The organism is Bradyrhizobium sp. WSM1417, from assembly GCF_000515415.1.
In the GTDB taxonomy this organism is placed as follows: domain Bacteria; phylum Pseudomonadota; class Alphaproteobacteria; order Rhizobiales; family Xanthobacteraceae; genus Bradyrhizobium.
This window is the reverse complement of the sequence record NZ_KI911783.1, coordinates 4,412,480-4,439,004: the sequence shown is the minus strand read 5'-3', so window position 1 is coordinate 4,439,004 and position 26,525 is coordinate 4,412,480. Positions and strand designations below refer to the sequence as shown.

Sequence of the window (26,525 nt, the reverse complement as noted above, 5' to 3'; positions counted from 1 at the left end):
CAACCCCATGCACAGTACCGGTATTTTGCTACCGGGTGATTTGCTGTTGAATGGACTGTTTTTTTGCTTAGCGGATTAGTCCGCCCGCACGGCAATCTCGGTACGGATTGCGCCGGGAATGGCTCAGTCCGCGAATTGGCCGGCTGCCTTGATCATCGGAGCCCAGCGGTCGACTTCGCTCGCGAGCATCGCGGCCAGCGCCTCCGGCGTCGCCTTCTCCTGCGGGACCGGCTCCGTGTTGATGTCGTTGAACCGGGCGATCAGCGTGGAATCCCTAAGAGCGGACTGGAGCGCGGCGGTCAGCTTCTGAACGACCGCCGGCGGTGTGCCCCTGGGGGCATAGATGCCGTGCCAGACGCCAAGTTCGAACCCTTTGAGGCCGGCCTCGTCGGCCGTCGGCAGATCGGGCAGGCTCTTCAGCCGCTCCTTTGTGGTGATCGCATAGGCCTTGACCTGCTTCGACATGATCGGGCCGGTCGTGTTCGTAGCCTGGTCGCAGGTGAGATCGATCTGCCTGCCGAGAAGATCGTTCATGATGGGGCCGTTGCCCTTGTAGGGCACTGCGGTCAGCTGCTTCTGGATCGCCGTCATGAACAGCATGCCGCAGAGATGCGAGGCTGCTCCGAGTCCGGCATTGGCATAGGTCAATTTGTCGCCCTGCTGTTGGGCGTAGGCGACCAATTCCTTCAGCGTATCGGCCGGAAAATCCGGACGCGCGATGATGGTCATCGGCGCATTGGTCACAAGCCCGATCGGCGCAAAGGCCGTCTTCGTGTCATAGCTGAGGTTGCGGTACAGTGTGGCGGCGGTCGAGAGGCCGACATGATGGATCAGCAGCGTGTATCCGTCGGGCTGGGCTCGCGAGGCGCGGGTCGTGGCGATAGTGCCACCGGCGCCGGGCGCGTTCTCGACGATGACCTGTTGGCCGAGCGATTTCGCCATGCCTGCCGCCGTCAGGCGAGCAATGGTGTCCGTAGGTCCGCCGGCGGCGAACGGCACCAGCATGGTGACGGGCCTGACCGGATAGTCCTGGGCGAGCGCCGCGCCAAACGGCAGGACCAGAGCCGATACGAGGACAATGAGCCGCATGCTTTCCTCCAAATTTTTTGCTTGCTCCTATGTACGCATTCCGGGCCGCGCGGCTACACGAAAACGACTTCATCGAGAGTGGCGCGCCCGCGGCATGGTGTAGCTGCCGAAAAGCCTGATCGGCCCTCAGCGCGTCTCGCGAAGCGTCTCGGCAGCATGCGGGAACTAACGCTCCCGCATGATCTCGTGCCGGTAGCGCTGCAGGGGCGAAAGGAGATAGCTCAGGATGCTGCGCGAGCCGGTCCTGATCTCGACGGTCACCGCCATCCCCGGGGACAGATTGACGAGGCGGTCGTCCACCTGCATCTGGGTGCGATCGAGCGAGATCCGGGCGCTGTAGCTCAACTCCTGCCCGCTGGGCTCGCTGCTGTCGCGTTGCGTCCCAAGCGCACGGTCGCTCCCGCGCTCCTGCGGCCGGTCGCGGATGATGGCGTCCTGCGAGACGCTCACGACCCGGCCTGCGAGAAGGCCGTAGCGGGTGAAATTGAAGGTGTCGATCTTGATGGCGGCGCCCTGCCCGGCCTCGACAAATCCGATATCGCGGTTGGAGATCATCGCCTCGATCTCGAGCCGCGTATCGGTCGGCACGATCACCAGCAGCGACTGTGCGGGCGTGACCACGCCGCCCACAGTGTGAACCGCGAGCTGCTGCACGACGCCGTCGACCGGCGACGTCAGTTGCTGAAGCCTCGTCCTCTGCTGCGCCTTGATGAGATCGCGTGCGATGCCATTGGCTTTCTGTTCGCTCTTGGCAAGCTCGTCGGAGAGACTTTTCCTGTACTCCGCCAAGGCCTGGATGCGGGTCTCCCGGATCGCGGCGACGGCCGCCTCGGCCTCCTTCAAGCGGCTGCTCTGGACGCGAAGCTCCTCCTGCTGCTCGATCTGGAGCTGGAGGGTCTCATAGTAGGTCAGCTTCGAGCCGATCTCCTTCTCCATCAGCGTCTTGCGAATCTCCACACGCTGCTGGGTGACCGGCAGCAACGCATCAAGCTTGTGAATCGTCGCCGCAATCGTCTGATGTTCGGCCTCCTTCTGCGCTTCCTGACGCGCCAGCGCCGCGAGCTTGGCCCTGTTCTCGCTGACCTGATTGGCGAGGAGCTGCCGTTGCGTCGCGACCAGTATGGGATCGGCGTCCTCTGGTACGACGAGATCGGCGGACACCTCTTCGCCGCCTGCCAATGCGGCGCGGAGGCGCGCGACGTTGAGCCGCTCGGCCATCAGATCGTCGTGCAGACGATCGCGCTCTGCGGCGTTCACGGTCGGATCAAGCTCGATCAGCAGGTCGCCCGATTTGACCGATTGCCCGTCCTGTACGTGAATGGCGCGCACCACGCCGGTCTCGAACGGCTGGACCACCTTGCTTCGCCCGCTCGACACGACCTTGCCGGTTGCGGAGGCCACGATGTCGATCGTGCCCCAAGCCGACCAGGCCAGCGCCGCGCAGACGAGCAGCATCAGGGACAGGGCGATGGCGCGGCCGATCGGCGATGGCGGGGTTTCCGTGATTTCCAGCGCCGCCGGCAGGAAGGCGACTTCCTCGGCGCGCCGGCCCTTTCCATTCCGGAACGGCACCACGGTCTGCTCCGGACGAGCGGCCGGCACAGTGCTAGCCGACCTCATAAATGCCTCCCTGGAGACGATGCAGGGCGGCGTAGCGACCGCCGGTCTTGATCAGCGCATCATGCGTGCCGTCCTCGACCAGACGGCCGCGCTCCAGGGTGAAGATGCGATCGGCGCCGCGGACGGTAGACAGACGATGCGCGATGATCAGGACGGTGCGGCCTTTCGCGATCTCCTTCATGTTGTCATGGATGATCCGCTCGCTTTCATAGTCGAGCGCACTGGTGGCTTCGTCGAAGATCAGGATCCGGGGATTGCCCACCAGCGCGCGGGCGATCGCAATGCGCTGGCGCTGCCCGCCCGAGAGCGTCGAGCCGCGCTCGCCGACCATCGTATCGTAGCCCTCGGGGAGCTCCAGAATGAAATCATGCGCGCCCGCCAGCTTCGCAGCGTCGATGATGCGGTCCATCGGCAGGCTCGGATCGGCCAGCGCGATGTTGTCGCGCACCGACCGGTTGAACAGCATGTTGTCCTGGAGCACGATTCCGATCTGCCGACGGAGCCCTGCCGGATCGGTCGTCATCAGATCCATTCCGTCGACCAGCACGCGGCCGCCTTGCGGAACGTAGAGCCGCTGCACCAGCTTGGCGAAGGTGCTTTTGCCCGAACCGGACGGTCCGACGATGCCGACGGTTTGTCCGGCTGGAATGTCGAATGAGACATCGTGCAGGATCTCCGGCCCATCGGGCCGGTAGCGGAAAGACACGTGCTCGAAACGGATGTTGCCCCGGATCGGCGGCAGCCCCGCGCGGGCGGCGGAGTAAGCCGGCTCCGCCGCGCTGTTGAGGATGTCGCCGAGCCGCGCGATCGACAGTCGCGCCTGATGAAAATCCTGCCAGACCTGCGCGAGCCGCAGCACCGGGGCCGACACCCGCCCCGCGAAGATGTTGAAGGCCACGAGCTCGCCGACCGTCAATGCGTCACCGATCACCAGCCTGGCTCCGACATAGAGAATGGCGGCGGTGACGACCTTGCTGACGAGCTGCACCAGCTGGCTTGCCGTGTTGCCGAGACTGGTGACACCGAAGCTCGCCGAGACATAACCGGCGAGCTGCTCTTCCCAGCGGCGCTGCATCTGCGGCTCGACCGCCATCGCCTTCAGCGTTTCGATGCCGCTGACGCTCTCGACCAGGAAGGCCTGGTTCTCGGCGCCACGGCGGAATTTCTCGTCCAGCCTGCGGCGAAACAGCGGCGTCGCCACGGCCGAGATCGCGATGTAGAACGGGAACGATGCGAGCACGATGAAGCTCATCTGCGCCGAATAGGCGAACATCACCGCGAGAAACACCGAGGTGAAGACCAGGTCGATGAGAAGCGTCAGTGACGAGCTGGTGATGAAATTGCGGATGTTCTCGAGCTCACGGACCCGGGCCACGGAATCTCCGACGCGCCTGGCCTGAAACCACGCCATCGGCAGCGCCAGCAGATGGTGGAACAGGCGGGCCCCGAGCTCGACGTCGATGCGGTTGGTCGTGTGCGCAAACAGGTAATTGCGCAGGATCCCGAGCACGGTGTCGAACAGGGAGACGACGACGAGGCCGATGACGAGGACGTCGAGCGTGGACAGCGAGCGGTGCACCAGAACCTTGTCAATCACGACCTGGAAGAACAGCGGCGAGACCAGCGCAAAAAGCTGGAGGAAGAACGAAGCCGCCAGCACCTCGCCCAGCAGCCGCCGGTATTTGCCGATCGCGCCGATGAACCAGGTGATGTCGAAGTGCCGCCCGAGGTCTGACAGGCCGGCGCGCCGGACCATCAGGATCAAGCCGCCGTCCCAGATCGCGCACAGCTCGTCGCGATCCATCAGCACCGGGCGCTGCGCCTCCGGGGACTGCACCAGCACCTTGTCGGCGGAGGCCTTTGCGATGACCATGAAGCCACCGTCCCGCAGCATTGCGATCGCAGGCAGCGGGGTGTCCGACAGACGGCTCCACTGCGTTCGGTAGGTTCGCGCTTTAAGTCCGAGAGACCTGGCGCAGCGGACGATATCCGCTGCGCCGAAACTTGCCGCGCCCAGCCGGTGCCTGAGCTGCTCGCGATCGGCCGCAACGCCTTGCAGATGCAGCAGCGTCAGCAACGCATCGAGCCCCGTGTCGGTGGAGACCGCGTTGGTCGTCATGAGCGTTCTCCGGGTCGATGCAGCGAGTACGCAACGGCGTGAAGTCGAATCGAGCTTGGCCAGCAGCAGCGCTCTATCCGTTCCCTCCCCCCTTGTGGGGGAGGGACAGGGAGGGGGGTGCCCCACGGGGATTGTTTCCGTCGCTCGGTCGCTAACATCGCATCTTCAACCATCGGCACCTTTTCCTGGGCTACCCCTCTCCCTAACCCTCCCCCACAAGGGGGGAGGGAACGCACCTCCGTCGGCGCGCTAGTGAGGCTCCTCCCATCGGGCCTTACCGTCAGGCGTGCTGGGGCGGTGCGAGCACCTGGCTCTGCGCCGCGTGCGGATCGGGCAGTGGCATCTCGCCGTTCCCCTCACCTGCCGGGACGAAGCTCGCCGCCATGGCCTGGTTGAGCAGCATCGCGGCCGCGAACGCTCCGCCCTGGATGACGACGTTGTTGCCGGTGCCGCCGTCCAGGACGTCGAGGCCGCCGCCGCCGATCAGCACGTCATCACCGGCACTACCCGCCAGCGTGTCGTTGCCGGGGCTGCCGATCAGCACGTCGTCGCCGTTGCCGCCATTGGCAACGAGCTGGATGCCGCCGTGCAAGCCGGAAGCCGTGATGACGTCGTCGCCATCGAGGCCGTTGATGACGATTCTGTCGCCCGCGCCGGCATCGGTGATGTTGATGTCCTGGCCAAGCCCCGACACCGTGATGATGCCGTCGTGCTCAGTCACCGTGATGACGTCGTTGCCGCCGGTTGCGTTGATGGTCACGGTATCCGCGGCACCGTCATTGGCGCCGAGATCGAGGTCGACCTGGCTCACGCCGGTGCCGGAGAGGTCGCCGACTGTAATGTTGTCGGCACCGCCGAGAGCATTGAAGTCGACATGTTCGACCCCGTTCAGGTCCATCGCAATGGCGGCAACATCTCGCGTAAACAGCACCCGGCCGCCATTGGCCGAGATGTTGATGGTCTCGCTGATATTGGCGCCGTTGAACGCCAGCGTGTCGGTGCCCTTGCCGCCTTCGACGGTGTCGCTGCCGTCGCCGGGATTCCAGACGAAGGTGTCGTCGCCGGCGCCGAGATTGGCGAAATCGTTGCCGCGTCCGCCGTTCACAATGTCATTGCCGGCACTGCCGGTGATGGTGTCGTTGCCGTCGCCGCCGTTGATGTTGAGGCTGAACGACTGTCCCGCCTTGATGGAAGACGCATTGATGACGTCATTGCCTTGTCCGCCGTTGATGCCGACCACATCACCGGCGTCCGCGTGTGCAATCGTCACCTGCGCAGCGAGGCCGTTGACCACGATCGATCCGCCGGAGGTCACAACCGATATGTTGTCGTCACCGGTCGTGCCGTTCGCGGTCACGCGGTCCGCCGCTCCATCGCCGCTCTGGCTGCCGGGGCCGGCACTGAGGTCGATGGCAACCTGCGTGATTCCTGTCCCGGTCAGATCGTTGACGGTGATGTTGTCAGCGCCGCCTGCTGCCGCGATCTGCACGTGCTCGACGCCAGCGAGGTCCATGACGATAGCACCGACGTCACGGGTGAGTAGCGCACGGCTTCCGTTCGCCGAGATCGACATGGTCTCGGCCACATTGGCGCCGTTGAACACCAACGTATCAGTTCCCGCGCCGCCTTCGACAACATCGCTGCCGTCACCGGGATTCCACGTGAAGATGTCGTCGCCTGCGCCGAGAAGCGCGACGTCATTGCCGCGGCCGCCGATGACCTTGTCGTTGCCGTCGCCGCCGATCAAGGTGTCGGCGCCCTGGCTGCCGGTGATGGTGTCGTTGCCTGCCCCACCGTCGATGGTCAGCCCGATCGCCGCGCCGAGCGTGGATGCATCGATCAAGTCATTGCCGCCGAGCGCCTGCACGACCAGCCGGTCGTTGCCGGCCTCTGCATTTGCGATCGTCACGACCTCCGGCAGCCCCGTGACCGTGATCGTCGTGCCCGTGGCTGTGACCTCGATGTGCTGATTGCCGTTGCCGCCGTTGACGGTCACAGTATCAGCTGCGCCGTCGCCTTGCGTCCCTCCCGGAACGGCTCCGAGATCAACCAGCACCTGCTTGACGCCGGTCCCGGTGAGGTCGCCGACGGTGATGTTGTCGGCACCGCCGCGCGCATCGAATTCGATCTGCTCGACGCTGTTGAGATCCATCGTGATGTTGGCGACATCGCGGGTGAAGCGCACCCGGCCGCCGTCGGCCGAGATGTTGATGGTCTCGTTGATGTTGGCGCCATTGAAAAGCAGCTTGTCGCTGCCCGATCCGCCTTCGACCGTGTCGCTGCCGTCACCGGGATTCCAGATGAAAGTGTCGTCGCCACTCCCGAGCTGGGCGACGTCGTTGCCGCGTCCGCCATTGACGATATCGTCGCCGCTGCCGCCGATGATGAGGTCGCTCCCGTCGCCGCCGATGATCCTGTCGTTGCCGGCGCCGCCATCGAGCGTCAGCGAGATCAGGCTGCCGAGCCCGTTGCCCGCGGTGATGACATCGTCGCCACCGCCCCCGTGCAGGACGAGATTTTCCGTCGTGCCGATATCGAGCGAGAACGGCGCCGCGCTCGTCCCGTCGATCCGCACGCGGGTGCCGTTCGCCGTGATCGTGAACGTCTCGGCGCCGTTGTTTCCGTTGACCTGAGCCGTATCGTTGCCCTCACCACCCTCGAACAGATTGGTGCCACCGCCGGGATTCCAGATCATGACGTCGTCGCCGGCCTCGCCGAACAGCTGGTTGTCGCCGCTGCCGCCGTCCAGCACGTCGTTACCCGCTCCGCCGAACAGCAGATCGTTGCCGCCGCCCCCTTTGATCAAATCGTTGCCAGCCTGACCAAACAGAAGATCGGCTCCCGAGCCGCCGGTGATCCTGTCATTGCCGTCGCCGCCGAAGATGTGCACCGCGGGCATCGGTCCGTGGCATTCGTCGACGGTGATCGTGTCGTCACCGCCCTGACCGAAGATGTCGATGGCGGTGGTGTTGCCGACCGTGGGTTCGCCACCAACCGTTTTCACGTGCCCGTTATTGACCAGGATGCGGCCGGACTTGTCGCGACTTATCACGAGGCCGTTATTCGCGCTGTCGCCGAAAATGGTGAGCTGCCCCGTAACCGGGGAAAACACAGAGGTAATGGACATCCAAATGATCCTTCCGACCTAGCCCCTCCCTTCGACGCGTAGCATTCGCGCACATGACATTCTTGAACCGTTGCTTGAGACGCGCGTGATTATTCTGGAGATTTCCTCCAGTTTTTCTTCGGGGCAGTTTCCGACAGCGGATGCGAAGGCTCGCTCATCACGAACCGCCTGATCACGGATCACGCGTAACGCCCCCGTGATTTGCAACGCGCGCGGAAGAACGCAGCTCGAGGCAATGAAGGCACTTTGGGCGAAGGTCGGCATCCGCGATGTCGAAACTCGCGAACAAGATCGCCGGCGAGCGCGAACGGGAGAGATCACGATTCACGCCTCTGCCATCGCAATAGGGATGCAAAGCCGCTTGACGATGGGGACGAACGTGCGCGGCTGATCGCATCGACAGCCGCAACCAGCTTCAGGGCAAAAGGCCGACCTGTGTTACGCCGACTTCTTCTTCGGCTTGGGCTTGGTCGCCTTCGGCATGACCGGCGCTTCCGGCGTGCCCTCGATCGAGGACAGGCGGCCGGCCGTGAAGGTGTAGATGCCGGCGCGCGGACCGGTCGTCCAGGTCACGACAGCGACGCGCCTACCGGCGGCATCACCGGAGAGGTTGACGCTCGATGGCGCGCCGATGCCGCGCACCACATCGCATTCGGTGTGGCCGAGCGCCACGGTGCCGCCCATGGGAGCCGGCGCGGTCGTCGACGCATTCGCATCAGCCGGCCCGGGCGGCGGCGCCATGCCGGCACAAGCCCCGTCGGCGCTGACCAGATCCTCGGCCCCAACCGGCTTGTCGGGGGTCAGCGGCGGCGACTCAATCGAGATGCTTTTGATGAACAGGCGGCTGGGCGTGTTGAACCACTGCGCATCCCTGGACAACAGATCGGTCCCGCCCGAACAGCCCGCGACCAGCGGGGCTACGGCCGCCAACGCAATTATGAGCGAGCTGGGAAGCTTTTGATGTCGCACGATAAACTAAATTCCCCGAGTGAAGGATCGGCCCTAAGCAATTGTACCAACACCACTTTGCGGCACGAAGGTGACAAAAGCCATCATCACCCGAAAAGTGCAAATTATCATTAATTGCGAGCGACCGCTAATTCCGCTTCTGCCACCGGCCCCGCTCGTCAGCCTGCCAATAGGTGACATCAAATCCCCGTGCCTTGCAATCCGTCCAGGCGCTGCGGGCGAACGCAAGCGCGTCCGGATCGTCGCCATCGAACAGCAGCACCATGCGCTCATAGCCCTGTGCGTCCTGCGGCAGCGCGGCGTTGTCGACGAGGAAGCGAACATTGGCACCGTTCGGATTGTCCTCCTCGACCGCCAGCACGATCGGCTGATCGGCGGCGTCGCTGACCCGCCATGTCGCGTGCGGCAGGAAGGAATCGTCGCGATAGGTCCACAAATGGGCATCAAGCGTATCGGCGCGCTCCGGCGACGTCGACTGCACCACGACGCGCCAGCCGCGCTCCAGCGATTTCTCGAGAAGCGGCGGCAACACGTTCTCCACCGTCATGTTTTGCAAATGGTAGAACAGGACTTCAGTCATCTCGGGTCATTTGCGCTCGTAATGGTCGGCGACCAGACGGTCGAGCAAACGAACGCCATAGCCGCTTCCCCAGCTGTGGTTGATGTCGGTTTTCGGCGCGCCCATGGCGGTCCCCGCGATGTCGAGATGCGCCCAGGGCGTGCCGTCGACGAAGCGCTGGAGGAACTGCGCCGCGGTGATCGAGCCGCCATGGCGGCCGCCGGTGTTCTTCATGTCCGCGAACTGGGAATCGATCAGCTTGTCGTATTCGGGGCCAAGCGGCAGGCGCCAGACCTTCTCGCCGCTCTCGATGCCGGCCGCCAGCAGCCGCTCGGCAAGCTCGTCATTGTTGGAGAACATGCCGGCATGCTCGGTGCCGAGCGCGACCACGATGGCGCCGGTCAACGTCGCCAGATCCACCATGAATTTCGGCTTGGTTTTCTTGGCGACGTACCAGAGCACGTCGGCAAGCACCAGGCGGCCTTCCGCGTCAGTGTTGATGATCTCGATGGTCTGGCCCGACATCGAGGTGACGATGTCGCCCGGGCGCTGCGCGTTGCCGTCCGGCATGTTCTCGACGAGGCCGATGGCGCCGACGACGTTGACCTTGGCCTTGCGTGCCGCGAGCGCATGCATCAGGCCGACGACGCAGGCAGCGCCGCCCATGTCGCCCTTCATGTCCTCCATGCTGCCGGCCGGCTTGATCGAAATGCCGCCGGTGTCGAAGCAGACGCCCTTGCCGACGAAGGCAACCGGCGCCTCACCCTTCTTGCCGCCGTCCCAACGCATGATCACGGTGCGGCTCGGCCGCGCCGAGCCCTGGCCGACGCCGAGCAGCGCGCCCATGCCGAGCTTGTCCATCGCCTTGACGTCGAGCACCTCGATCTTGACGCCGAGCTTGCGGAGCAAGCCTGCGCGGCGCGCGAACTCCTCGGGAAAAAGCACGTTCGGCGGCTCGTTGACCAGATCGCGCGCAATGATCACGCCGTCCACGATCGCCGCGGCCGATGCAAACGCCTTCTTCGCGGCGACGACATCGCCGACCGCAAACGAGACGTCGGCGCGCGTGCCGCCCTCCTCGCCGTCCTTCTTCTTGGTCTTGTAGCGGTCGAACTTGTAGGTGCGCAGCCGCAGGCCTGAGGCGATCGCGGCCGCCTGCTCGCTCGTCATGGCGCCATTGGGCAGTTCCGCCATGATGGTCATGGCCGCCGCCCCGGCCGGAAGCTTGCTCGCCGCCACGCCGCCGAATTTGAGGAAGTCGTTGGCCTTCAGGCCGGTCGCCTTGCCGGTGCCGATCACGATCAGGCGGGTGGCCTTCACACCCTCCGGCGCAAGGATGTCGAGCGCAGCACCGCTTTTGCCCTTGAAGGCGGCGGCGGTGGCCGCCCGCTTCACGAGCTCGGTGGCCCCACCGAGCGCCTTGGCGGTCGCCGGGCCGAGCTTCAGAGCGTCGTCGCAGAACACGACCATGATGCCACGGACGGCGGCAGACAATGGAACGAAGCCGACCTTGATGGCATCGGACATGAGTAACTCCTCAAAAACATTGCGCTTTTTACCGATCGGCGGTCCCGGCCACGGGCCGGAGCTGAACGGCGATTCACTGCGCGTGCCGCACTATGGGCCACCGGCCCGGCAGATGCCAAGCACCCCCCGTGGCCGAGGGGCCACAACGAGGGAAATATTAACCATATATTGAGGGTGCCACGGGGCAGCCATTTTGTTGACGGATCAAAGGGATGGTACTGAGAGAGTAAGCCGGCGGATGAGATGGTTGACCGACCTTGGGGATCCCCTTGCGGGGATTGGTTGGACAGCCGGAATTCCGGCCGGCATTGGGGACTTGGTGGGATTCGTGCGGTAGCGCATGGGGTCAATCGATAGGTATATCTTCCGCACGACGCTCGCGTCGTTTGCGCTGGTCCTGGTCAGCCTCACGGGCGTGATCTGGATTACGCAGGCGTTGCGCGGCATCGACTTGATGACGAGCCAGGGTCAGACCATCCTGACCTTCCTCGGCATCACCAGCCTCGTCGTGCCCGCGCTGGTCCTGATCATCTCGCCGATCGCGCTGATGATTGCGATCTCGCACACACTGAACAAGCTCGCGACCGATTCCGAGATCATCGTGATGAATGCCGCCGGCTTCTCGCCGTTCCGGTTGTTCTATCCGTTCTTCTACGCCACCTGCGTGGTGGCGCTGCTGGTCGCCTTCATCGCGGCCTATCTCGCTCCCGACGGCATGCGGCGGATCAAGCAGTGGGACGCCGAGATCACCGCCGACGTGCTCACCAACATCCTGCAGCCCGGCCGCTTCGCCCAGCTCGACAAGAACCTGACGATCCGGATTCGCGAACGCCAGCCCGGCGGCATCCTCGCCGGCATCTTCATCGACGACCGCCGCGATCCGAACGAGCGGGTCTCGATCGTCGCCGAGCACGGCGAAGTCGTGAAGAACGACAATGGATCGTTCCTGGTGCTGGAGACCGGCAATCTCCAGCGCTTCGAGGCCGGCAAGCGCGATCCCGCGCTGGTGGCGTTCGGCCGCTACGGCTTCGACATGTCGAAATTTTCCGGCCAGGGCCGCGACGTCACCCTCGGCATCCGCGAGCGTTATCTCTGGGAGCTGCTCTCGCCGTCCGAGGACGACCCCGTCTACAAGCAGATTCCCGGCCAGTTCCGCTCGGCCCTGCATGACAGCCTGCTGGCGCCGATCTATCCCTTCGCCTTTGCCGTGCTGACCTTCGCGTTCTTGGGGGCGCCTCGCACCACGCGCCAGAGCCGCAACTTTTCGATCGGCTCCTCGATCCTCGCCGTGTTCGGCCTGCGCATGGCCGGCTTCGCCTGCTCGGTGATGGCGGTGAAATCGCCCGGCGCGGTGCTGGTCCAATATGCGATGGTCATTGGTGCCATCGGCCTCGGTCTGGCGATCATCATCGGCGGCCTCGTGGTCGAACCGCCGCCGCGCCTCATGGAGGCCATCAACAGGTCGAACGCGCGCATCGCGCGGCTGTTCGGACGGCCGGCCACCGCATGAGCATGCTCACCAACACACTCGGGCGCTATTTCGCCGGCCGTTTCGTGGTCGCGGCGCTCGGCGTGTTCGCCAGCATTTTCCTGCTCCTGGTGCTGGTCGATTACATCGAGATGGTGCGTAAGACCTCAGGGCTCGCATCCGCCTCCGCGGTCATGATAGCCGAGACCTCGCTGTTCCGCGTGCCGCAGCTGCTGGAGAAGCTGACGCCGTTCTGCATGCTGATCGGCGCCATGACCTGCTATCTCGCCCTCTCCCGCCGGCTCGAGCTCGTGGTCGCGCGCGCCGCCGGCGTCTCCGCGTGGCAATTCATCTCGCCGGCGCTCGGCAGCGCGCTCCTGATCGGCGTGATCGCCACCGTCGCCTACAATCCGATGTCGGCTAATCTGCGCGAGCTCTCCAAGCGCATGGAAGCCGAGCTGTTCGGCTCGGCGCCCGGCGGCGGCATTCAGGACGCCTCCGGCTTCTGGCTCAATCAGGTCACCAATGACGGCCAGACCATCATCAACGCGGCGCGCAGCGAGCAGCAGGGCGTCCGGCTCACTGGGCTCACGCTGTTCCGGTTTGACACAGAGCAGCACTTCAAGGAGCGGGTCGAGGCGCGCGAGGCGACGCTCGAGGCCGGCCGTTGGCTGTTCAAGGGCGTCCGCCGCTTCTCGCTGGATTCGCCGCCGGTCGATCAGGCCAGCCTGGAGATTCCAACGACGCTGACCGAGGCGCAGGTCCGCAACAGCTTTTCCACACCCGAGACTGTGTCCTTTTGGCAACTACCGAGCTACATCCGCTCGTCCGAAAGCTCGGGCTTCGCGACAGCCGGATACCGACTCCAGTATCAGAAGCTTCTGGCACAGCCGTTTTTGCTTGCCGCCATGGTGATGCTCGCGGCTTCCGTGTCGTTGCGCTTCTTCCGGATGGGCGGCGTGCAGAAGATGGTTTTGAGTGGCGTGGGCGCAGGCTTTCTGCTCTACGTTCTGTCGAAAGTGACTGAAGATTTGAGCAAGGCTGAGTTGATGCATCCGATCGCTGCGGCGTGGTTGCCCGTGGTGGTGGGCGGCCTCACCGGCTTTTTGGCCTTGCTGTATCAGGAGGACGGATAGTGACGGCCGTCCACCGAGGGCCCGTGTCTCGTTTGACGCGGCGCACATTGGTGCGCGCGAACGGGTGTGGCTTGTCCATTCGCAGGTTGCTGCTTGCTGTCGCCGCCGTGGCATCGCTCGGTGGCCTGATGGACGTTGCCGCCGTTGCGCCGGCCTCCGCCCAAGGCTTCGCCTACAATCCGCTGCCGCCCCGTGCGAAGCCGCCGAAGGCCGTCAACGACAACCAGATGCTGGTTCAGGCGACCGAGGTCGACTACGACTACAACAATTCGCGCGTCTCCGCGGTCGGTAACGTCCAGCTGTTCTACAACGGCACCAGCGTCGAGGCCGACAAGGTCATCTACGACCAGAAGACCAAGCGGCTCCATGCCGAAGGCAACATCCGCATGACGGATGCCGACGGCAAGATCACCTATGCCGAGATCCTGGACCTGTCCGACGACTACCGTGACGGTTTCGTCGATTCGCTGCGCGTCGACACGGCCGACCAGACCCGCATGGCGGCGAGCCGCTCCGATCGCTCCAGCGGCAACTACACGGTGTTCGAGAACGGCGTCTACACGGCCTGCGCGCCATGCAAGGACGATCCGAAGAAGCCGCCGCTATGGCAGGTCAAGGGTGCGCGTATCATCCACGACCAGCAGGAGAAGATGCTGTATTTCGAGACGGCGCAGCTCGAATTCTTCGGCGTGCCGATCGCCTATATGCCCTATTTCTCGACGCCCGATCCGACCGTGAAGCGCAAGACCGGCTTCCTGATGCCGGGCTTCACGTCGAATACGCCGTTCGGCTACGGCGTCGAGGTTCCGTTCTACTGGGCGATCGCGCCCGACATGGACGCGACCTTCAGCCCGCGCATCACGTCCAAGCAGGGCGTGCTGTTCCAGGCCGAATTCCGCCAGCGCCTGATGGACGGCGCCTATCAGATCCGCGTCTACGGCATCGACCAGCTCGATCGGAGCGCGCTCGCCGGCCAGCCCGGGGACAAGCAGTTCCGCGGCGCCGTCGACACCAAGGGTCAGTTCGCGCTGAACGACAAATGGGTCTGGGGTTGGGACGGCGTCCTGATGTCCGACTATTATTTCTTCTCGGACTATCGGTTGTCGCAATATCGCGATCCGCTGGGCTCGTTCCTGTATCTGCCGACGGATGCGCTCTCGCAGCTTTACCTGACCGGCGTCGGCAATCGCAGCTTCTTCGACGCGCGCACGATGTACTGGCTGAGCTACTCGGGCAACCAGAGCCAGGTGCCGGTCGTCTATCCCGTGATCGACTATTCGAACGTGCTGAACTATCCGGTCTTCGGCGGCGAGTTCAGCTACAAGACCAATTTCGTGAACCTGTCGCGTGACACCGCGGTATTCGATCCGATCACGACGCTCGCCAACACCAACAGCCTGTGCACGACGGCATCGGCCGATCCGCTCGCGCGCACGCCGTCGCAGTGCCTTATGCGCGGCTTCCCGGGCACCTACACCCGCCTGACGGCCGAAGCGCAATGGCGCAAATCCTTCACCGATCCGTTCGGTGAAATCTGGACGCCGTTCGCCATTCTCCGCGCCGATGCGATCAACTCCTCGGTCTCCAACCAGCCGGGCGTGTCGAACTATCTTCCTGTCGGCGACACCCAGGCGTTCCGCCTGATGCCGACCGTGGGCCTCGAATACCGCTACCCCTTCATCAACGTTCAGCCTTGGGGCTCGACCACCATCGAGCCGATCGCGCAGATCATCATTCGGCCGAACGAGAGCTATGCCGGCAAGCTCCCCAACGAGGACGCGCAGAGCATGGTGTTCGACGCCTCGAACCTGTTCAGCGTCGACAAGTTCTCCGGCTACGACCGTGTCGAGGGCGGCGGCCGAGCCAATGTCGGCGTGCAGTCCACCACGCAGTTCGACAAGGGCGGCGCCATCAAGACGCTGTTCGGCCAGTCCTACCAGCTGTTCGGCATGAACTCCTTCGCGGTCCAGGACTCCATCAATACGGGCGTGGATTCCGGCCTGCAAAGGCCGCGCTCCGACTATGTTGCAAGCGCCGCCTATTCGCCCAACAGCACCTATACGTTCAGCGTTCGCTCGCGCATGGACGAGCAGACCTGGAACGTCCAGCGCTTCGAGGCGGAAGGCCGCGCCAACTTCAACCGCTGGTCCGTCAGCATGCTGTACGGCAATTACGCGGCCCAGCCGGAACTCGGCTATCTGACCCGCCGCGAGGGCATCCTGACGTCGGGCTCGATCAAGGTCGCGGCCAATTGGGTGGTCACGGGTTCGGCGCGCTGGGATCTTGAGGCCAACAAGATCAACCAGTATGTGCTCGGTGCCGGCTACGTCGACGATTGTTTTGTGCTCGGCTTGAACTATGTAACTGCGTATAGCTATTCCGCAGGCGCGACGCCGCCCGTGCTGAACCACGCGATCATGTTCCAGATCGGCCTGCGCACGCTGGCGAACACAGCGACGACCAGCAGTTCCGGCGGCGGTCTCCAGTGATTGGTTTGAAGGTGCCGGCCGCGTGTTCCCGATCGCAGGTTCACCGCGGCTGACATGCGAGCGACAAATATGACGAACCCATTGCCTGTCTTCCGCCTCTTCCTCGTCCTCACCGCCCTGCTCCTGGCCGGCACGCCGTCGCGCGCGCAGAACATCGTCGTGATGGTGAACGGCGATCCGATCACCGATTTCGACATCGAGCAGCGCTCCAAGCTCGACCAGCTGACGACGCAGAAGACACCGGCCCGTCAGGAGGTCATCAACGAGCTGATCGACGACCGGGTGAAGATGAAGGAAGGCAAGAAATACGGGGTCGATCCCGGTGTCTCCGACATCAACCAGTCCTACGATGGCATGGCGCAGCGCATGCGCATCTCGCCGGACCAGCTCACCAAATCGCTCGAGGTCAAGGGCGTCCGCCCCGAAACCCTGAAGAGCCGCATGAAGGCCGAAATGGTCTGGACCAGCCTCGTACGCGGCCGCTTCAAGGAGAAGCTGTTGGTCGGCGAGAAGGACGTCGCGCAGGCCGTGCAGGCCCAGACCGGCGACAAGCTGCAGATCGAGGGCACCGAATACAAGATGCAGCCGATCGTGCTGATCGTGCCGCGCGGATCGTCGCCGGCGTTCCTGGAGACGCGGCATAAGGAAGCCGAGCAATATCGCTCGCGCGTCGGAAGCTGCGAAGAAGCCAATTCGTTGTTCCGCTCCACACCGAACGCCACCATCCGCGACACCGTCACCAAGACCACGGCGGAATTGCCCGAGGCGCTGCGCAAGGTTCTCGACGACACGCCGATCGGCCACCTGACCGCGCCCGAGACGACCAAGGCGGGCATCGAAATGGTGGTGCTGTGCTCGCGCAAGCCGACCATGATCGACACGCCGAAGAAGCGCGAGGTCCGCGAGAAGATGTATCAGGAGAAGTACGAGAAGACCCAGAAGGCCTATCTTGAGGAGCTCCGCAAGGCGGCGATGATCGAGTATCGCAACCGCTGATGGCCCAGCAGCCTGCCAAGCCCCTCGCCCTGACGCTGGGAGAGCCTGCCGGCATCGGCCCCGACATCACCATCGCAGCCTGGCTCAAGCGCCGCGAACTGGACCTGCCCGCCTTCTATCTGCTCGGCGACGAGGCGCTGATCGCCCGCCGCGCCAAAGCCCTCGGCGCCGATGTCAGGATCGCTTCGGTGAGCGCCGGCGAGGCCGAGGCCGCCTTCCCCGAGACCTTGCCCGTGGTCGCGACCGGCGAGCCCGCGAGCGCCGCGCCTGGCAAGCCCGACGCATCGAGCGCGCCGGCCGCGCTCGCCTCGATCCGCCAGGCGGTCACTGATGTCCGCGAGGGCCGCGCCGGCGCCGTCGTCACCAATCCGATCGCCAAGAGCGTGCTCTATCGCGCCGGCTTCCGCCATCCCGGGCATACCGAATTCCTCGCCGAGCTCGCCGCGGAAGACGGCCGGGTGCCGCAGCCGGTGATGATGCTGTGGTCGCCGCGGCTCGCCGTGGTGCCCGTGACCATCCACGTCTCCTTGCGCGATGCACTGGCCCAGCTCACCAGCGAGCTGATCGTCTCGACCGTGCGCATCGTCGCGACCGAACTCAAATCCCGCTTCGGCATCGCGAATCCGCGCATCGCGATCTCCGGCCTCAATCCGCACGCGGGCGAGGACGGCTCGCTCGGCCACGAGGAGCAGACCGTGATCGCGCCGGCGATCAAGACGTTGCGCAGCGACGGCATCGAAGCGAAGGGACCGCTCCCCGCCGACACCATGTTCCACGAAGCCGCGCGAAACAGCTATGACTGCGCCATCTGCATGTACCACGACCAGGCGCTGATCCCGATCAAGACGGTGGCCTTCGACGACGCGGTCAACGTCACGCTCGGCCTGCCCTTCATCCGCACCTCGCCCGACCACGGCACCGCCTTCGACATCGCCGGCACCGGCAAGGCAAATCCGGCAAGCCTGATCGCCGCGTTGAGGCTTGCGAGCCTGATGGCGGCTGCGAAGACCCGATGAGCGCGATCGACGACCTCCCGCCGCTTCGCGAGGTCATTCGCCAGCACGCTTTGTCAGCGCGCAAATCGCTCGGCCAGAACTTCCTCCTCGACCTCAATCTCACCGCGCGCATCGTGCGTGCGGCGGCTCCGCTCGAGGACTCCACCATCATCGAGATCGGCCCCGGCCCGGGCGGGTTGACGCGTGCCTTGCTCGCGCTCGGCGCCAGACGCGTCATCGCCATCGAGCATGACGAGCGCGCGATCCCTGCCTTGCAGGATATTTCCGCGCGCTATCCCGGCCGTCTCGAGATCGTGCATGGCGACGCCATGACCTTCGATCCACGCCCGCTGCTGTCGGGCGAACGAGCAAAAATCGTCGCCAACCTGCCCTACAACATCGCGACCCACCTCCTCGTCGGCTGGCTCACCACCGAACCCTGGCCGCCCTGGTATGACATGATGGTTCTGATGTTCCAGCGCGAGGTCGGCGAGCGCATCGTGGCGCGCGAGGACGAGGAGGCCTTCGGCCGGCTCGGCGTGCTCGCCAACTGGCGCTGCGAGACCAAGATCCTGTTCGACATTGCGCCGTCCGCCTTCGTGCCGCCGCCGAAGGTCACGTCTTCCGTCGTGCGACTGATCCCGCGCGAAACGCCTCTCGCCTGCGATCGCAAGCTGCTCGAACAGGTCGCCGCCGCCGCCTTCGGCCAGCGCCGCAAGATGCTGCGGCAAAGCCTGAAGGCGCTGGGCGCCGATCCCGCGCGGCTCGCCGCAGCTGCCGGCATCGACGCGACGCGGCGCGCGGAGACCGTTCCGATTTCCGGCTTTGTTGCCATGGCCCGTGAATTGGCCAATATACGCAGCGAAACAGAGAGATAATTTCGGAGGAAGAAATATGGCGTTGATGCGTCGGCAGTCCCTCGTCAAGTTCGATGCGCCGCTGTGCGAGACCATCGTCGAGACGCCGAAGCCGCAGGGAAGTGAGGTGCTGGTGCGCATCGAGCGCTGCGGCCTCTGCCACTCCGATCTGCACATCCAGGACGGCTACGCCGATCTCGGCGGCGGCAAGAAGCTCGACACCACGCGCGGCATGACGCTGCCCTTCACGCTTGGCCACGAGATCGCGGGCGTAGTCGACGAAGTCGGCCCCGACGTGTTCGCCGGTCTCGTCGGCAGCAAGAAGGCGGTGTTTCCGTGGATCGGTTGCGGCCAGTGCCGCGACTGCGCCAACGGCGACGAGAACCTCTGCGCCAAGCAGCGCTTTCTCGGCGTCTCCATCGACGGCGGCTTCGCCAGCCACGTGCTGGTGCCCGACGCGAAATATCTGCTCGACTACGATCCCCTGCCCGTCAACCAGGCCGCGACCCTGATGTGCTCCGGCGTCACCGCCTATGGCGCGCTCAAGCGCCTGGTCGACCGTCCGCGCCAGCGCAACCTCCTGCTGATCGGCCTCGGCGGCGTCGGCATGATGGGCCTTTCCTTCGCGACGGCCATGTTCAAGCAACCGATCACCGTCGCCGATCTCAGCGGTGCCGCGCGCGAGACCGCGCTGAAGAACGGCGCCACGGCGGCCTACGATCCGACCGAGCCCGACGTGGTCAAGCGCATCCTCAAGGAAACCGATGGCGGCTTCGACGAGATCGTCGATTTCGCCGGCAACGAGAAGTCCATGGCTTTCGCGGTCGCGGTCGCCGCGCGCGGCGGCAAGATCGTGGTCTCCGGCCTGATGGGCGGCCAGTTCACGTTGCCGATGGTGCAATGGGTCTACAAGCGCATGACCATCGAGGGCTTCATGGTCGGCACGCTCACCGAGGCCCACGAGCTGATGGCACTCGCCCGCGCCGGCAAGATCAAGCCGACGCCGATGCGCGAGGAGCCGATGGGCGACGTCCAGACCTGGATCGACGAGCTTCGCGCCGGCAAGGTCGTTGGCCGCATCGTGCTCAAGAACTAGCTGCGCGAGAAGCGCGAGGCGGCGGGCTCATCTCGCCGCCGGCTTCATCATCGCGATGAACTCGAAAAATGACGCAAGCCGGTGTTCCAAATTCGGGAACCCGGTCTGTGCGGATTATGGTCCTCGCCAGCTCTCTTATTGGAATTCTGGCAAGACCATGCAGACCATCCGCCGCTTCCTCGCGACGAGTCCGGCGCCACCGCGATCGAGTACGGCCTGATCGCCGCCGGTATCGCGCTGGCGATCATCGCGGTCGTCAACAACCTCGCCGCGACGCTGAACAAAAAGTTCACCTCGATCAGCAGCTCGCTGAAGCAACGCGGGCACGCGCGGTAATTCACTGCATTCGTCTGTCCCGCGGAACGGCAACGGCCGCGCCGCGTTGGCAGCCATGTCCATTCGCTGCACCGTCGAGAACGCATTCTTCATCGCCTGGAGCTTCCTGGAGCAGAGCGGAGAGCTCGGCTCTCCGGAGGAGACGGCCAACGTCCTGCTCGACGCCATTGAAGCCCAGCTCAGGACCGGTGAACGCCGGCAATTGATGCTCGCCAACAGGGCGATCGATGCCTATCGCGCCCACGCGGAAAAAAGCCGGCCCGCGCATGATTGCGAAGCACGCTTCGGGTGACGACCTTCGGGTGATGAACATCCCTGGCCGCCCTCGGGCCCGCCGGCCCGGCGGCGTTTGAGATATAGGCCGGCGGTCCGTCGGGTAGAGCGCACGGGCTGCGGCGCTCCGCGACAAGCACGCTACGCCGATCCGCGCCCCTGCTGTGTGCACTCCTGCACAGAGCGCGTGAAGTTGAAGGCGGCCGGGTTCGGCAGCCCATTTGCCTCGGCTTCCATGCGCCTCGCCAGCAATTTCCGGAATTGCGCAGACCGGAGGCCACTTTTTTCAACGCTTGAAAAATGCCTTGTGTGCACTTTGGAACCGTCGGCTCCGTCACGGAAACGTAGGGTTCTGGCCGGTGCCGATTCCCGGCCAGAGCAACACATGTGACCGGTCGGCCCCAGAACGATCTTCTCCAGCGGCTCAGCCGCCCGGATTTCGAACTGCTCGCGCCGCACCTCCAGCCGGTCGAACTCGAGGCGAGCCACATCCTGCATCACGCCGGCGACGAGGTCACCGCGGTCCATTTTCCCTGCCGCTCGACACTCGTGTCGTTCGCCGTGCCGGTCGAGGACGATCGCGAGGTCGAAAGCCTGCTGGTCGGGCGCGAGGGCGCGGTGGGCATTGCCGCCGGCCGCAGCGCCTCGCTGGCCTATTCGCGCATCGTCGTGAAGCTGGGCGGCTCCCTGATGCGGCTGCCGCCGCGCGCGCTCGAGCAGGCCCAGCAGAGGTCGGCCACGCTCCAGCAGGTCTTCTCGCGCTACGCCGACTGCCAGTTCGCGCAGCTGCTCCAGACCGCGGCCTGCAACGCCGCGCATTCGATCGAGCAGCGCGCCGCCAAGTGGATCATCTCCGCGCAGGAGCACGTCGGCGGCCCGGAGATCCCCCTCACTCACGAGCAGCTTGCCGGGATGCTCGGGGTATCCCGCAGCTATGCCAGCCGCGTCATCCAGATGTTCAAGGCGAGGCGAATCCTCGCGACGCGCCGTGGCGCCATCCTGATCCTCGACGCGCCGGCGCTCGAAGCCAGAGCCTGCCGTTGCAACGATTGGGTGAGGAAGCATTTCGACGAAGTGCTCGGCGCGCGGCATCTGCCAGCGGCTGACACATTGCGGCCTCACGCGCGCGGCGGCGACTGACGCTTGAGATGCAGATAAGTCGGACTGAAGCCTCCGAGCCGCTGCAGTTCGCGCCATTTCAGCACGATCAGCTCGCTGTCGCGCAAGTCCATGGTCCCGCTCCGCCTGAGGTCGGCGAGCGTCCGGTTCACCGTCGCGATCGCCATGCCCAGCGTCTCGCCGAGCTGCGCCAGGCTGATCGGCAGGCGGCAGCGATTGCCGCGAACGAGTTGCGCGGCCCGCGCGCGGTAGAACAGCTCGCAGAACAGGTGTGCCATGCGCGTGTGCATCGGCCGGGCGCTGTTGTTGGTGATGGCCTCGCGAAAGATCGCGGCATCGAGCAGGGTTTCGCGCCAGACCGAGAGCGCGAAGGTCGGCCGCCGACGGAACGCGTTGAGCAATTCGCGGTGCGGGATGAAGGCCACCGAGGCGGGCCCGAGGGCGCAGAGGCCATGGTCCATCTGGTCGATGAACAAGCCCTGGGAGTCCGGCAGGTCGCCGGACAGATGGAACGCGAGATATTGCCGCCGGCCGCTGTCGAGCAGATGGTAGCGCGCGATCATGCCGGAGACGACCAGCGCCGAATGCTCGGGTTCGTCGCCCTGACGGATGAAATCCTCGTTCGGCGCGAACTCGCGCTGCACAAAGGTCAGCCCGCGAATTTCGGCGACATCCTCCTGGGCGAGCGCGGTGTGCTCGCCCAGGTTCCGGATCAGCACGTCATGGGCTTTTTCCATGTGTCCCGTTCCATGTGTCCCGCCAAAAATCCTGCCGGTTCGATCAAATGATACATCCGGCCCGTATCAGCGGACTAGAACGCTGGTCGGAAGCACAGGTTGCTACCGGTTTGCGACGTTACAGGGTCGCAGCCCCCGCCGTCCCTCGATCGCACACCGCGCCCGCCCTTCGCATGAGCCCCACGACGATCCTGAAGCGCATTCGCCACCTGTTCGCATCGGATTCGGGCGAGCACCTGGACAGTATCAGCCATGCCTTCCTGCAAGGCAGGTTGAAGGAGCCGGCGCAGCCGATGTCGGATCAGGAGCTTGCGCGCGCCATCCGCGAGTTCCAGGCGGTTCCCGTGTCCGATTGGACTATCGCAAAACTCTCACGACGCCTGCTTGAGCCGGCGATGCCGCGTGACGACTGAAACACCTCTTCCTCTCCATGCCACACCCGAAGTTCATCGCACATCTCCAGGCGATTGAAGGCCTCTCAGAAGACGAACGCCGCCAGATCGCTGGCCTGCCGTCCACGCTCCGTCAGGTTTCGGACGGCGAGATCGTGCTGCGCCAGGGTGAAGATGCCTCTCGCTGCGTTTTCGTCGTCAGCGGCTTTCTCTACCAGGCTCGCATCGTCGGCGATCGCAGCCAGATCCTCGCCTTCCACGTTCCCGGCGACATGCCGTGCCTGCACACGCTGCTGGTCTCGCCGATGGATGCGGACCTCGTCGGTCTCGGACCCACTATCGTCGGCTACGTCGCACACAGCCAACTCAAGCAGCTGCTTGACGGCTCCATTCACCTGACCCGCGCGTTCTGGCGCGAGACGCTGATCGATGCGGCGATCTCGCGACAATGGATCGCGCGCCTCGGCGCACAGGCGGCGCTGCCGAAGGTAGCGCATCTGATCTGTGAGCTCGCCGCAAGGCTGGAGGTCGTGGGCCTCGTCAAGAACGGCCGTTTCCACATGCCGATGACGCAGCGGCATGTCGCCGATGCCTGCGGATTGTCGATCGTCCACGTCAATCGCACCATCCAGGAGCTGAGAGGGCGCCGATTGATTGCCTGGGAGGGAAGCGAGATCGAGCTGTTGCAACCCGACGAACTCCGCGCGCTCGCGGATTTCACGCCGGATTATCTGACGTGAGCGAGGCGGGCGGCGTTCCAACGAACGACACTCGAAACCGGCACAGCGAAAGCTATCGCCTCGCCTCACGATCGCGATGGCTTTATCCGCCATGATTTGAGCAACGGGCCGCCGGCACCCAGCACGGGATCTGTCTTCGGCTTGCGGACCTTGGCGATACGTTTCCTGGCGTCAGGACGCTCTCGCGTGTCGGTGCACTCGTCATACGTCCCCTCCTGCGGATACGCTCCGACGACCAGGAAGTCCCGGCTGGACTCGATCAGCCGGTGTCCGGTGCCTGCGGGAAGGACCAGAACGTCTCCGGCCTTCACACTCAGGATTCGCCCCTTGATCCCGCCGCACTCGATCCTGGCCGTGCCGCGTGCCACGCCCATCACTTCGTGGATCTGCGAATGATAGTGGACAAAATCGTAAACGGTATCGCGCCAAGAGCGGCCCCAGCCATGACTATCGAACAGCGTGTCGACGATGACCTCTGGAGCAAAACGCGGGGTCTTCAGGTTCACCGCGCCGCGATAGAGCAACACGGGAAAATGCGGGTTATTCGGCACGATGCCATCGTCCTGGAAACGGATGGCTGTCGGCTTCCGAGCCCGCACAAGCGCCCGCAGCATTGCCGCGTCGGGATGATCCTCCACGAGCTTCTTGGCGAGATTCTTGATCTGGTCCTTGATCGGCATGGCGTCTCCTCAGCCGGAATTAAACGTCTGGCGCCTGGGGAAGTTTCCGGAAGCGGGACACAAGGCGTCGGGCAAAACACCCCGTCAAGCCCTCGCCGCAAAAACATTTCGCTTTTCCGAATTTCGGATTTGTGGCATATGCGCGCCATCCTGGCCCTGCCAAAGGGGCGTTCGCGACCGTCACGACATGCGGGCCGGGTGGCGGTGGACGCGGCAGCGACGGCGCGGGCGGCGTGACGACAGGGCGGGCAACCGTGAGTCCTCACGCGACGCGTACGACACGGCGCTGGAGAGCGGGCTTGTCGGTCATCGGGGGTGAGCACACGCAAGCCCCTGACGATTTTGGCGGGACCGTCCGCGGACGGAGAAGTCGTGTGGTCCTGACGCCCGGGGTCTGTGCGTCAAGCCTCGCGGTGATGTGGCGGCCCAACCGGGCGCGCGCATCAGCGACCGGCGGGGCGACGGGGGCAATAGTGCATCGCTCCCCGGGGAGAGCACGAAGGACACCGTTAAAACCATCCGCGCAGGGAAGGCCGGGCGATCGGCCACCCCATCGGTCCACCCCGTGTGCACTCCTGTAGCGCACGGACCAACGGGTGCCGCCGGCGCCCGGCCTTCCCTGCGCCCTTTGGCCTCCATTGGGCGATGAACGGCACCAAAGGCTCGGGCAGAATCTGCCGCGGGAACGCGAAGCCATGGCCCCTCGCCTGCGAATACGCAACGCGGCCTATCCGCGTCATCGCCGGGCGTGACGGCCGGTACAAACGCCGCACCGCTTTTCGCCGGCGCGCCGGACTGTTAGACTGACGCCTTATTTTTGGGGAATTTTGATGCGCGCGAGAATTTTCAATCGCGTCCCGGGGCTGGCGACGCTGGTCGCAGCCCTGCTCGTCGTCGCCACGCTACCCGCATCGGCCGAGAAGCGCATCGCGCTCGTGGTCGGCAACTCCGCCTACAAGAACATCACGCCGCTCGACAATCCATCCAAGGACGCGAGCCTGATGGCGGAGACGCTTGGCCTGCTCGGCTTCACGCTGGTCGGAGGCCGCGCCCAGCTCGATCTCGACAAGGGCGCGATGGACCTGGCGGTGCAGAGCTTTGGCCGGCAGGTGCAGGGCGCCGACGTCGCGCTGTTCTATTATGCCGGCCACGGCGTGCAGGTCTCGGGCGCCAACTATCTCGTGCCGGTCGGCGCCAACCCGACGCGCGAGGCCGACGTCGACTTCCAGATGACCGATGTCAACCTCGTGCTGCGCCAGATGCAGGGATCAGGCACGCGCCTCAACCTCGTGATCCTGGACGCCTGCCGCAACAACCCGTTCGGCTCACGCGGCCTGCGCGCCTCCGATGGCGGTCTCGCGCAGATGCGCGCGCCCGAGGGCACGCTGATCTCCTACGCAACGCAACCCGGCAACGTCGCCCAGGACGGCAGCGACGGCCACAGCCCCTACACCAAGGCCTTGGCCGCGACGGTCCGGACCGCGGGCCTCGACGTGTTCCAGACCTTCAACCAGGTCGGCCTCGCGGTGAAGCGGGCCACCTCCGGCGCGCAGCAGCCCTGGGTGTCGTCCTCGCCGATCGACGGCACCTTCTATTTCGTACCCCCGACGCAAACCGCCCCGCCGCAGGTCGCAGCGATGCAGCCTGATCCTTTGCCGGCGGATCGACTGCGCGCCGATCCGGACCGCGTCCCCTTGCGCGATGCCGCCCTGCTGAGCGAACTCAGCGAGCGGCTCTACGAGCTCAATTTCGATCCTGACAGCCCTGACGGAATGACCCGCGCGATCACAAAGCTCCAGCAGCGTATTTCCATGGCCCCAACGGGCGAAGCCACCGAAGGCCTGCTGCTGCGCATGCGCAAGATGGAGGACCTGAAGCCATGGGGTTCGATCGTCTACGGCCCCGACGGCAGCAAATGGGGCATATCCTGGAACCACGCCTCGCGCCGCGCGGCGGTGGCGGATGCGCGCGGCAATTGCGGTGGCGCCAAATGTCCGATCGAGCTGTCTTTCTACGGCAACCGCTGCGGCGCGTTCGCGATCTCCGACAAATCCTGGTCGCTGGTCCAGCGCGACAGCGTGCAGCGCGCGAAAGACGCCGCGCTTGACGAATGCGGCAAGGCTGGCAAAACTTGCCGCATTATCGGTTCCGTCTGTGCCGACGGCTCCGGCCGCTGATACCATTTTTCATTTTGGATTTTG

General features: G+C 64.9%; 22 protein-coding genes. 13 read left to right on the top strand and 9 right to left on the bottom strand.

The window, feature by feature from the left end:
* Positions 1 to 123 precede the first annotated feature (123 nt).
* The 7 genes from BRA1417_RS0121225 to BRA1417_RS0121190 form a co-directional block, all read right to left on the bottom strand.
* On the bottom strand, positions 124 to 1,089 hold the full coding sequence (locus BRA1417_RS0121225) for a tripartite tricarboxylate transporter substrate-binding protein (RefSeq protein ID WP_027517543.1): 966 nt from the start codon (positions 1,087 to 1,089) through the stop codon (positions 124 to 126).
* Between the two features lie 165 nt (positions 1,090 to 1,254).
* Positions 1,255 to 2,709, bottom strand: a complete 1,455-nt coding sequence (locus tag BRA1417_RS0121220) for an HlyD family type I secretion periplasmic adaptor subunit (RefSeq protein WP_027517542.1) — start codon at positions 2,707 to 2,709, stop codon at positions 1,255 to 1,257.
* Positions 2,696 to 4,828: a type I secretion system permease/ATPase gene (locus BRA1417_RS0121215; protein ID WP_027517541.1), complete on the bottom strand. Its 2,133-nt coding sequence runs from the start codon at positions 4,826 to 4,828 to the stop codon at positions 2,696 to 2,698. Before BRA1417_RS0121215 ends, BRA1417_RS0121220 begins: the two co-directional genes overlap by 14 nt.
* Positions 4,829 to 5,108: 280 nt before the next feature.
* A complete protein-coding gene (locus BRA1417_RS0121210) occupies positions 5,109 to 7,955 on the bottom strand; it encodes a calcium-binding protein (protein ID WP_027517540.1) in 2,847 nt (948 codons plus the stop codon).
* 438 nt (positions 7,956 to 8,393) lie between these two features.
* Positions 8,394 to 8,885: a hypothetical protein gene (locus BRA1417_RS0121200; RefSeq protein ID WP_018459090.1), complete on the bottom strand. Its 492-nt coding sequence runs from the start codon at positions 8,883 to 8,885 to the stop codon at positions 8,394 to 8,396.
* A 166-nt stretch (positions 8,886 to 9,051) separates the two neighbouring features.
* Positions 9,052 to 9,504 carry a DNA polymerase III subunit chi gene (locus BRA1417_RS0121195; protein ID WP_027517539.1) on the bottom strand — a complete coding sequence of 151 codons (453 nt, stop codon included), beginning with the start codon at positions 9,502 to 9,504 and terminating at the stop codon, positions 9,052 to 9,054.
* 6 nt (positions 9,505 to 9,510) lie between these two features.
* A complete protein-coding gene (locus BRA1417_RS0121190; protein WP_027517538.1) occupies positions 9,511 to 11,010 on the bottom strand; it encodes a leucyl aminopeptidase in 1,500 nt (499 codons plus the stop codon).
* A gap of 340 nt (positions 11,011 to 11,350) precedes the next feature.
* Here BRA1417_RS0121190 and lptF point away from each other — a divergent pair, with 340 nt between their 5' ends.
* The 10 genes from lptF (at position 11,351) to BRA1417_RS40635 (ending at position 21,796) form a co-directional block, all read left to right on the top strand.
* The gene (lptF, locus tag BRA1417_RS0121185) at positions 11,351 to 12,520 is read left to right on the top strand and encodes an LPS export ABC transporter permease LptF (RefSeq protein ID WP_027517537.1); all 1,170 of its coding nucleotides are present in this window, start codon (positions 11,351 to 11,353) and stop codon (positions 12,518 to 12,520) included.
* Positions 12,517 to 13,614 carry an LPS export ABC transporter permease LptG gene (lptG, locus tag BRA1417_RS0121180; protein ID WP_027517536.1) on the top strand — a complete coding sequence of 366 codons (1,098 nt, stop codon included), beginning with the start codon at positions 12,517 to 12,519 and terminating at the stop codon, positions 13,612 to 13,614. Before lptF ends, lptG begins: the two co-directional genes overlap by 4 nt.
* Entirely contained in the window at positions 13,614 to 16,103 is a 2,490-nt protein-coding gene (locus BRA1417_RS0121175) for an LPS-assembly protein LptD (RefSeq protein WP_027517535.1), read from the top strand. Before lptG ends, BRA1417_RS0121175 begins: the two co-directional genes overlap by 1 nt.
* A gap of 69 nt (positions 16,104 to 16,172) precedes the next feature.
* On the top strand, positions 16,173 to 17,099 hold the full coding sequence (locus BRA1417_RS0121170) for a SurA N-terminal domain-containing protein (protein ID WP_027517534.1): 927 nt from the start codon (positions 16,173 to 16,175) through the stop codon (positions 17,097 to 17,099).
* The gene (gene pdxA / locus BRA1417_RS0121165; RefSeq protein WP_027517533.1) at positions 17,099 to 18,115 is read left to right on the top strand and encodes a 4-hydroxythreonine-4-phosphate dehydrogenase PdxA; all 1,017 of its coding nucleotides are present in this window, start codon (positions 17,099 to 17,101) and stop codon (positions 18,113 to 18,115) included. The genes BRA1417_RS0121170 and pdxA overlap by 1 nt, the downstream gene beginning before the upstream one ends.
* Positions 18,112 to 18,972: a 16S rRNA (adenine(1518)-N(6)/adenine(1519)-N(6))-dimethyltransferase RsmA gene (rsmA, locus tag BRA1417_RS0121160; RefSeq protein ID WP_027517532.1), complete on the top strand. Its 861-nt coding sequence runs from the start codon at positions 18,112 to 18,114 to the stop codon at positions 18,970 to 18,972. Before pdxA ends, rsmA begins: the two co-directional genes overlap by 4 nt.
* 16 nt (positions 18,973 to 18,988) lie before the next feature.
* On the top strand, positions 18,989 to 20,047 hold the full coding sequence (locus BRA1417_RS0121155; protein ID WP_027517531.1) for an alcohol dehydrogenase: 1,059 nt from the start codon (positions 18,989 to 18,991) through the stop codon (positions 20,045 to 20,047).
* 138 nt (positions 20,048 to 20,185) lie between these two features.
* Positions 20,186 to 20,383: a Flp family type IVb pilin gene (locus tag BRA1417_RS40640; protein WP_035968693.1), complete on the top strand. Its 198-nt coding sequence runs from the start codon at positions 20,186 to 20,188 to the stop codon at positions 20,381 to 20,383.
* A gap of 55 nt (positions 20,384 to 20,438) precedes the next feature.
* A complete protein-coding gene (locus BRA1417_RS0121145; RefSeq protein ID WP_027517530.1) occupies positions 20,439 to 20,675 on the top strand; it encodes a hypothetical protein in 237 nt (78 codons plus the stop codon).
* Positions 20,676 to 21,043: 368 nt separating this feature from the next.
* On the top strand, positions 21,044 to 21,796 hold the full coding sequence (locus BRA1417_RS40635; RefSeq protein ID WP_035968691.1) for a Crp/Fnr family transcriptional regulator: 753 nt from the start codon (positions 21,044 to 21,046) through the stop codon (positions 21,794 to 21,796).
* Here BRA1417_RS40635 and BRA1417_RS0121135 read toward each other — a convergent pair.
* Positions 21,775 to 22,512 (bottom strand): Crp/Fnr family transcriptional regulator, encoded by a 738-nt coding sequence (locus BRA1417_RS0121135; protein ID WP_027517529.1) that lies wholly within the window; start codon positions 22,510 to 22,512, stop codon positions 21,775 to 21,777. The genes BRA1417_RS40635 and BRA1417_RS0121135 overlap by 22 nt on opposite strands.
* 173 nt (positions 22,513 to 22,685) lie before the next feature.
* On the opposite strand from BRA1417_RS0121135, the gene BRA1417_RS40630 reads away from it, so the two are divergent.
* Together BRA1417_RS40630 and BRA1417_RS0121125 are read left to right on the top strand one after the other, a co-directional pair.
* Entirely contained in the window at positions 22,686 to 22,925 is a 240-nt protein-coding gene (locus tag BRA1417_RS40630) for a hypothetical protein (RefSeq protein ID WP_035968689.1), read from the top strand.
* A 17-nt stretch (positions 22,926 to 22,942) separates the two neighbouring features.
* Complete coding sequence (locus BRA1417_RS0121125) at positions 22,943 to 23,644, top strand: Crp/Fnr family transcriptional regulator (protein ID WP_027517528.1); 702 nt, start codon at positions 22,943 to 22,945, stop codon at positions 23,642 to 23,644.
* A gap of 65 nt (positions 23,645 to 23,709) precedes the next feature.
* Here BRA1417_RS0121125 and BRA1417_RS0121120 read toward each other — a convergent pair whose 3' ends face one another.
* Positions 23,710 to 24,324, bottom strand: a complete 615-nt coding sequence (locus BRA1417_RS0121120; RefSeq protein WP_027517527.1) for a cupin — start codon at positions 24,322 to 24,324, stop codon at positions 23,710 to 23,712.
* Between the two features lie 830 nt (positions 24,325 to 25,154).
* Here BRA1417_RS0121120 and BRA1417_RS0121115 point away from each other — a divergent pair.
* Complete coding sequence (locus BRA1417_RS0121115) at positions 25,155 to 26,501, top strand: caspase family protein (protein WP_027517526.1); 1,347 nt, start codon at positions 25,155 to 25,157, stop codon at positions 26,499 to 26,501.
* The last annotated feature ends 24 nt before the right edge of the window (positions 26,502 to 26,525 follow it).

Coding starts and splice junctions, on each gene's coding strand:
- BRA1417_RS0121225 (WP_027517543.1), bottom strand. CDS start 1,089: ATGCGGCTCATTGTCCTCGTATCGGCTCTGGTCCTGCCGTTTGGCGCG.
- BRA1417_RS0121220 (WP_027517542.1), bottom strand. CDS start 2,709: ATGAGGTCGGCTAGCACTGTGCCGGCCGCTCGTCCGGAGCAGACCGTG.
- BRA1417_RS0121215 (WP_027517541.1), bottom strand. CDS start 4,828: ATGACGACCAACGCGGTCTCCACCGACACGGGGCTCGATGCGTTGCTG.
- BRA1417_RS0121210 (WP_027517540.1), bottom strand. CDS start 7,955: ATGTCCATTACCTCTGTGTTTTCCCCGGTTACGGGGCAGCTCACCATT.
- BRA1417_RS0121195 (WP_027517539.1), bottom strand. CDS start 9,504: ATGACTGAAGTCCTGTTCTACCATTTGCAAAACATGACGGTGGAGAAC.
- BRA1417_RS0121190 (WP_027517538.1), bottom strand. CDS start 11,010: ATGTCCGATGCCATCAAGGTCGGCTTCGTTCCATTGTCTGCCGCCGTC.
- lptF (WP_027517537.1), top strand. CDS start 11,351: ATGGGGTCAATCGATAGGTATATCTTCCGCACGACGCTCGCGTCGTTT.
- lptG (WP_027517536.1), top strand. CDS start 12,517: ATGAGCATGCTCACCAACACACTCGGGCGCTATTTCGCCGGCCGTTTC.
- BRA1417_RS0121170 (WP_027517534.1), top strand. CDS start 16,173: ATGACGAACCCATTGCCTGTCTTCCGCCTCTTCCTCGTCCTCACCGCC.
- pdxA (WP_027517533.1), top strand. CDS start 17,099: ATGGCCCAGCAGCCTGCCAAGCCCCTCGCCCTGACGCTGGGAGAGCCT.
- rsmA (WP_027517532.1), top strand. CDS start 18,112: ATGAGCGCGATCGACGACCTCCCGCCGCTTCGCGAGGTCATTCGCCAG.
- BRA1417_RS0121155 (WP_027517531.1), top strand. CDS start 18,989: ATGGCGTTGATGCGTCGGCAGTCCCTCGTCAAGTTCGATGCGCCGCTG.
- BRA1417_RS0121145 (WP_027517530.1), top strand. CDS start 20,439: ATGTCCATTCGCTGCACCGTCGAGAACGCATTCTTCATCGCCTGGAGC.
- BRA1417_RS0121135 (WP_027517529.1), bottom strand. CDS start 22,512: ATGGAAAAAGCCCATGACGTGCTGATCCGGAACCTGGGCGAGCACACC.
- BRA1417_RS40630 (WP_035968689.1), top strand. CDS start 22,686: ATGAGCCCCACGACGATCCTGAAGCGCATTCGCCACCTGTTCGCATCG.
- BRA1417_RS0121125 (WP_027517528.1), top strand. CDS start 22,943: ATGCCACACCCGAAGTTCATCGCACATCTCCAGGCGATTGAAGGCCTC.
- BRA1417_RS0121120 (WP_027517527.1), bottom strand. CDS start 24,324: ATGCCGATCAAGGACCAGATCAAGAATCTCGCCAAGAAGCTCGTGGAG.
- BRA1417_RS0121115 (WP_027517526.1), top strand. CDS start 25,155: ATGCGCGCGAGAATTTTCAATCGCGTCCCGGGGCTGGCGACGCTGGTC.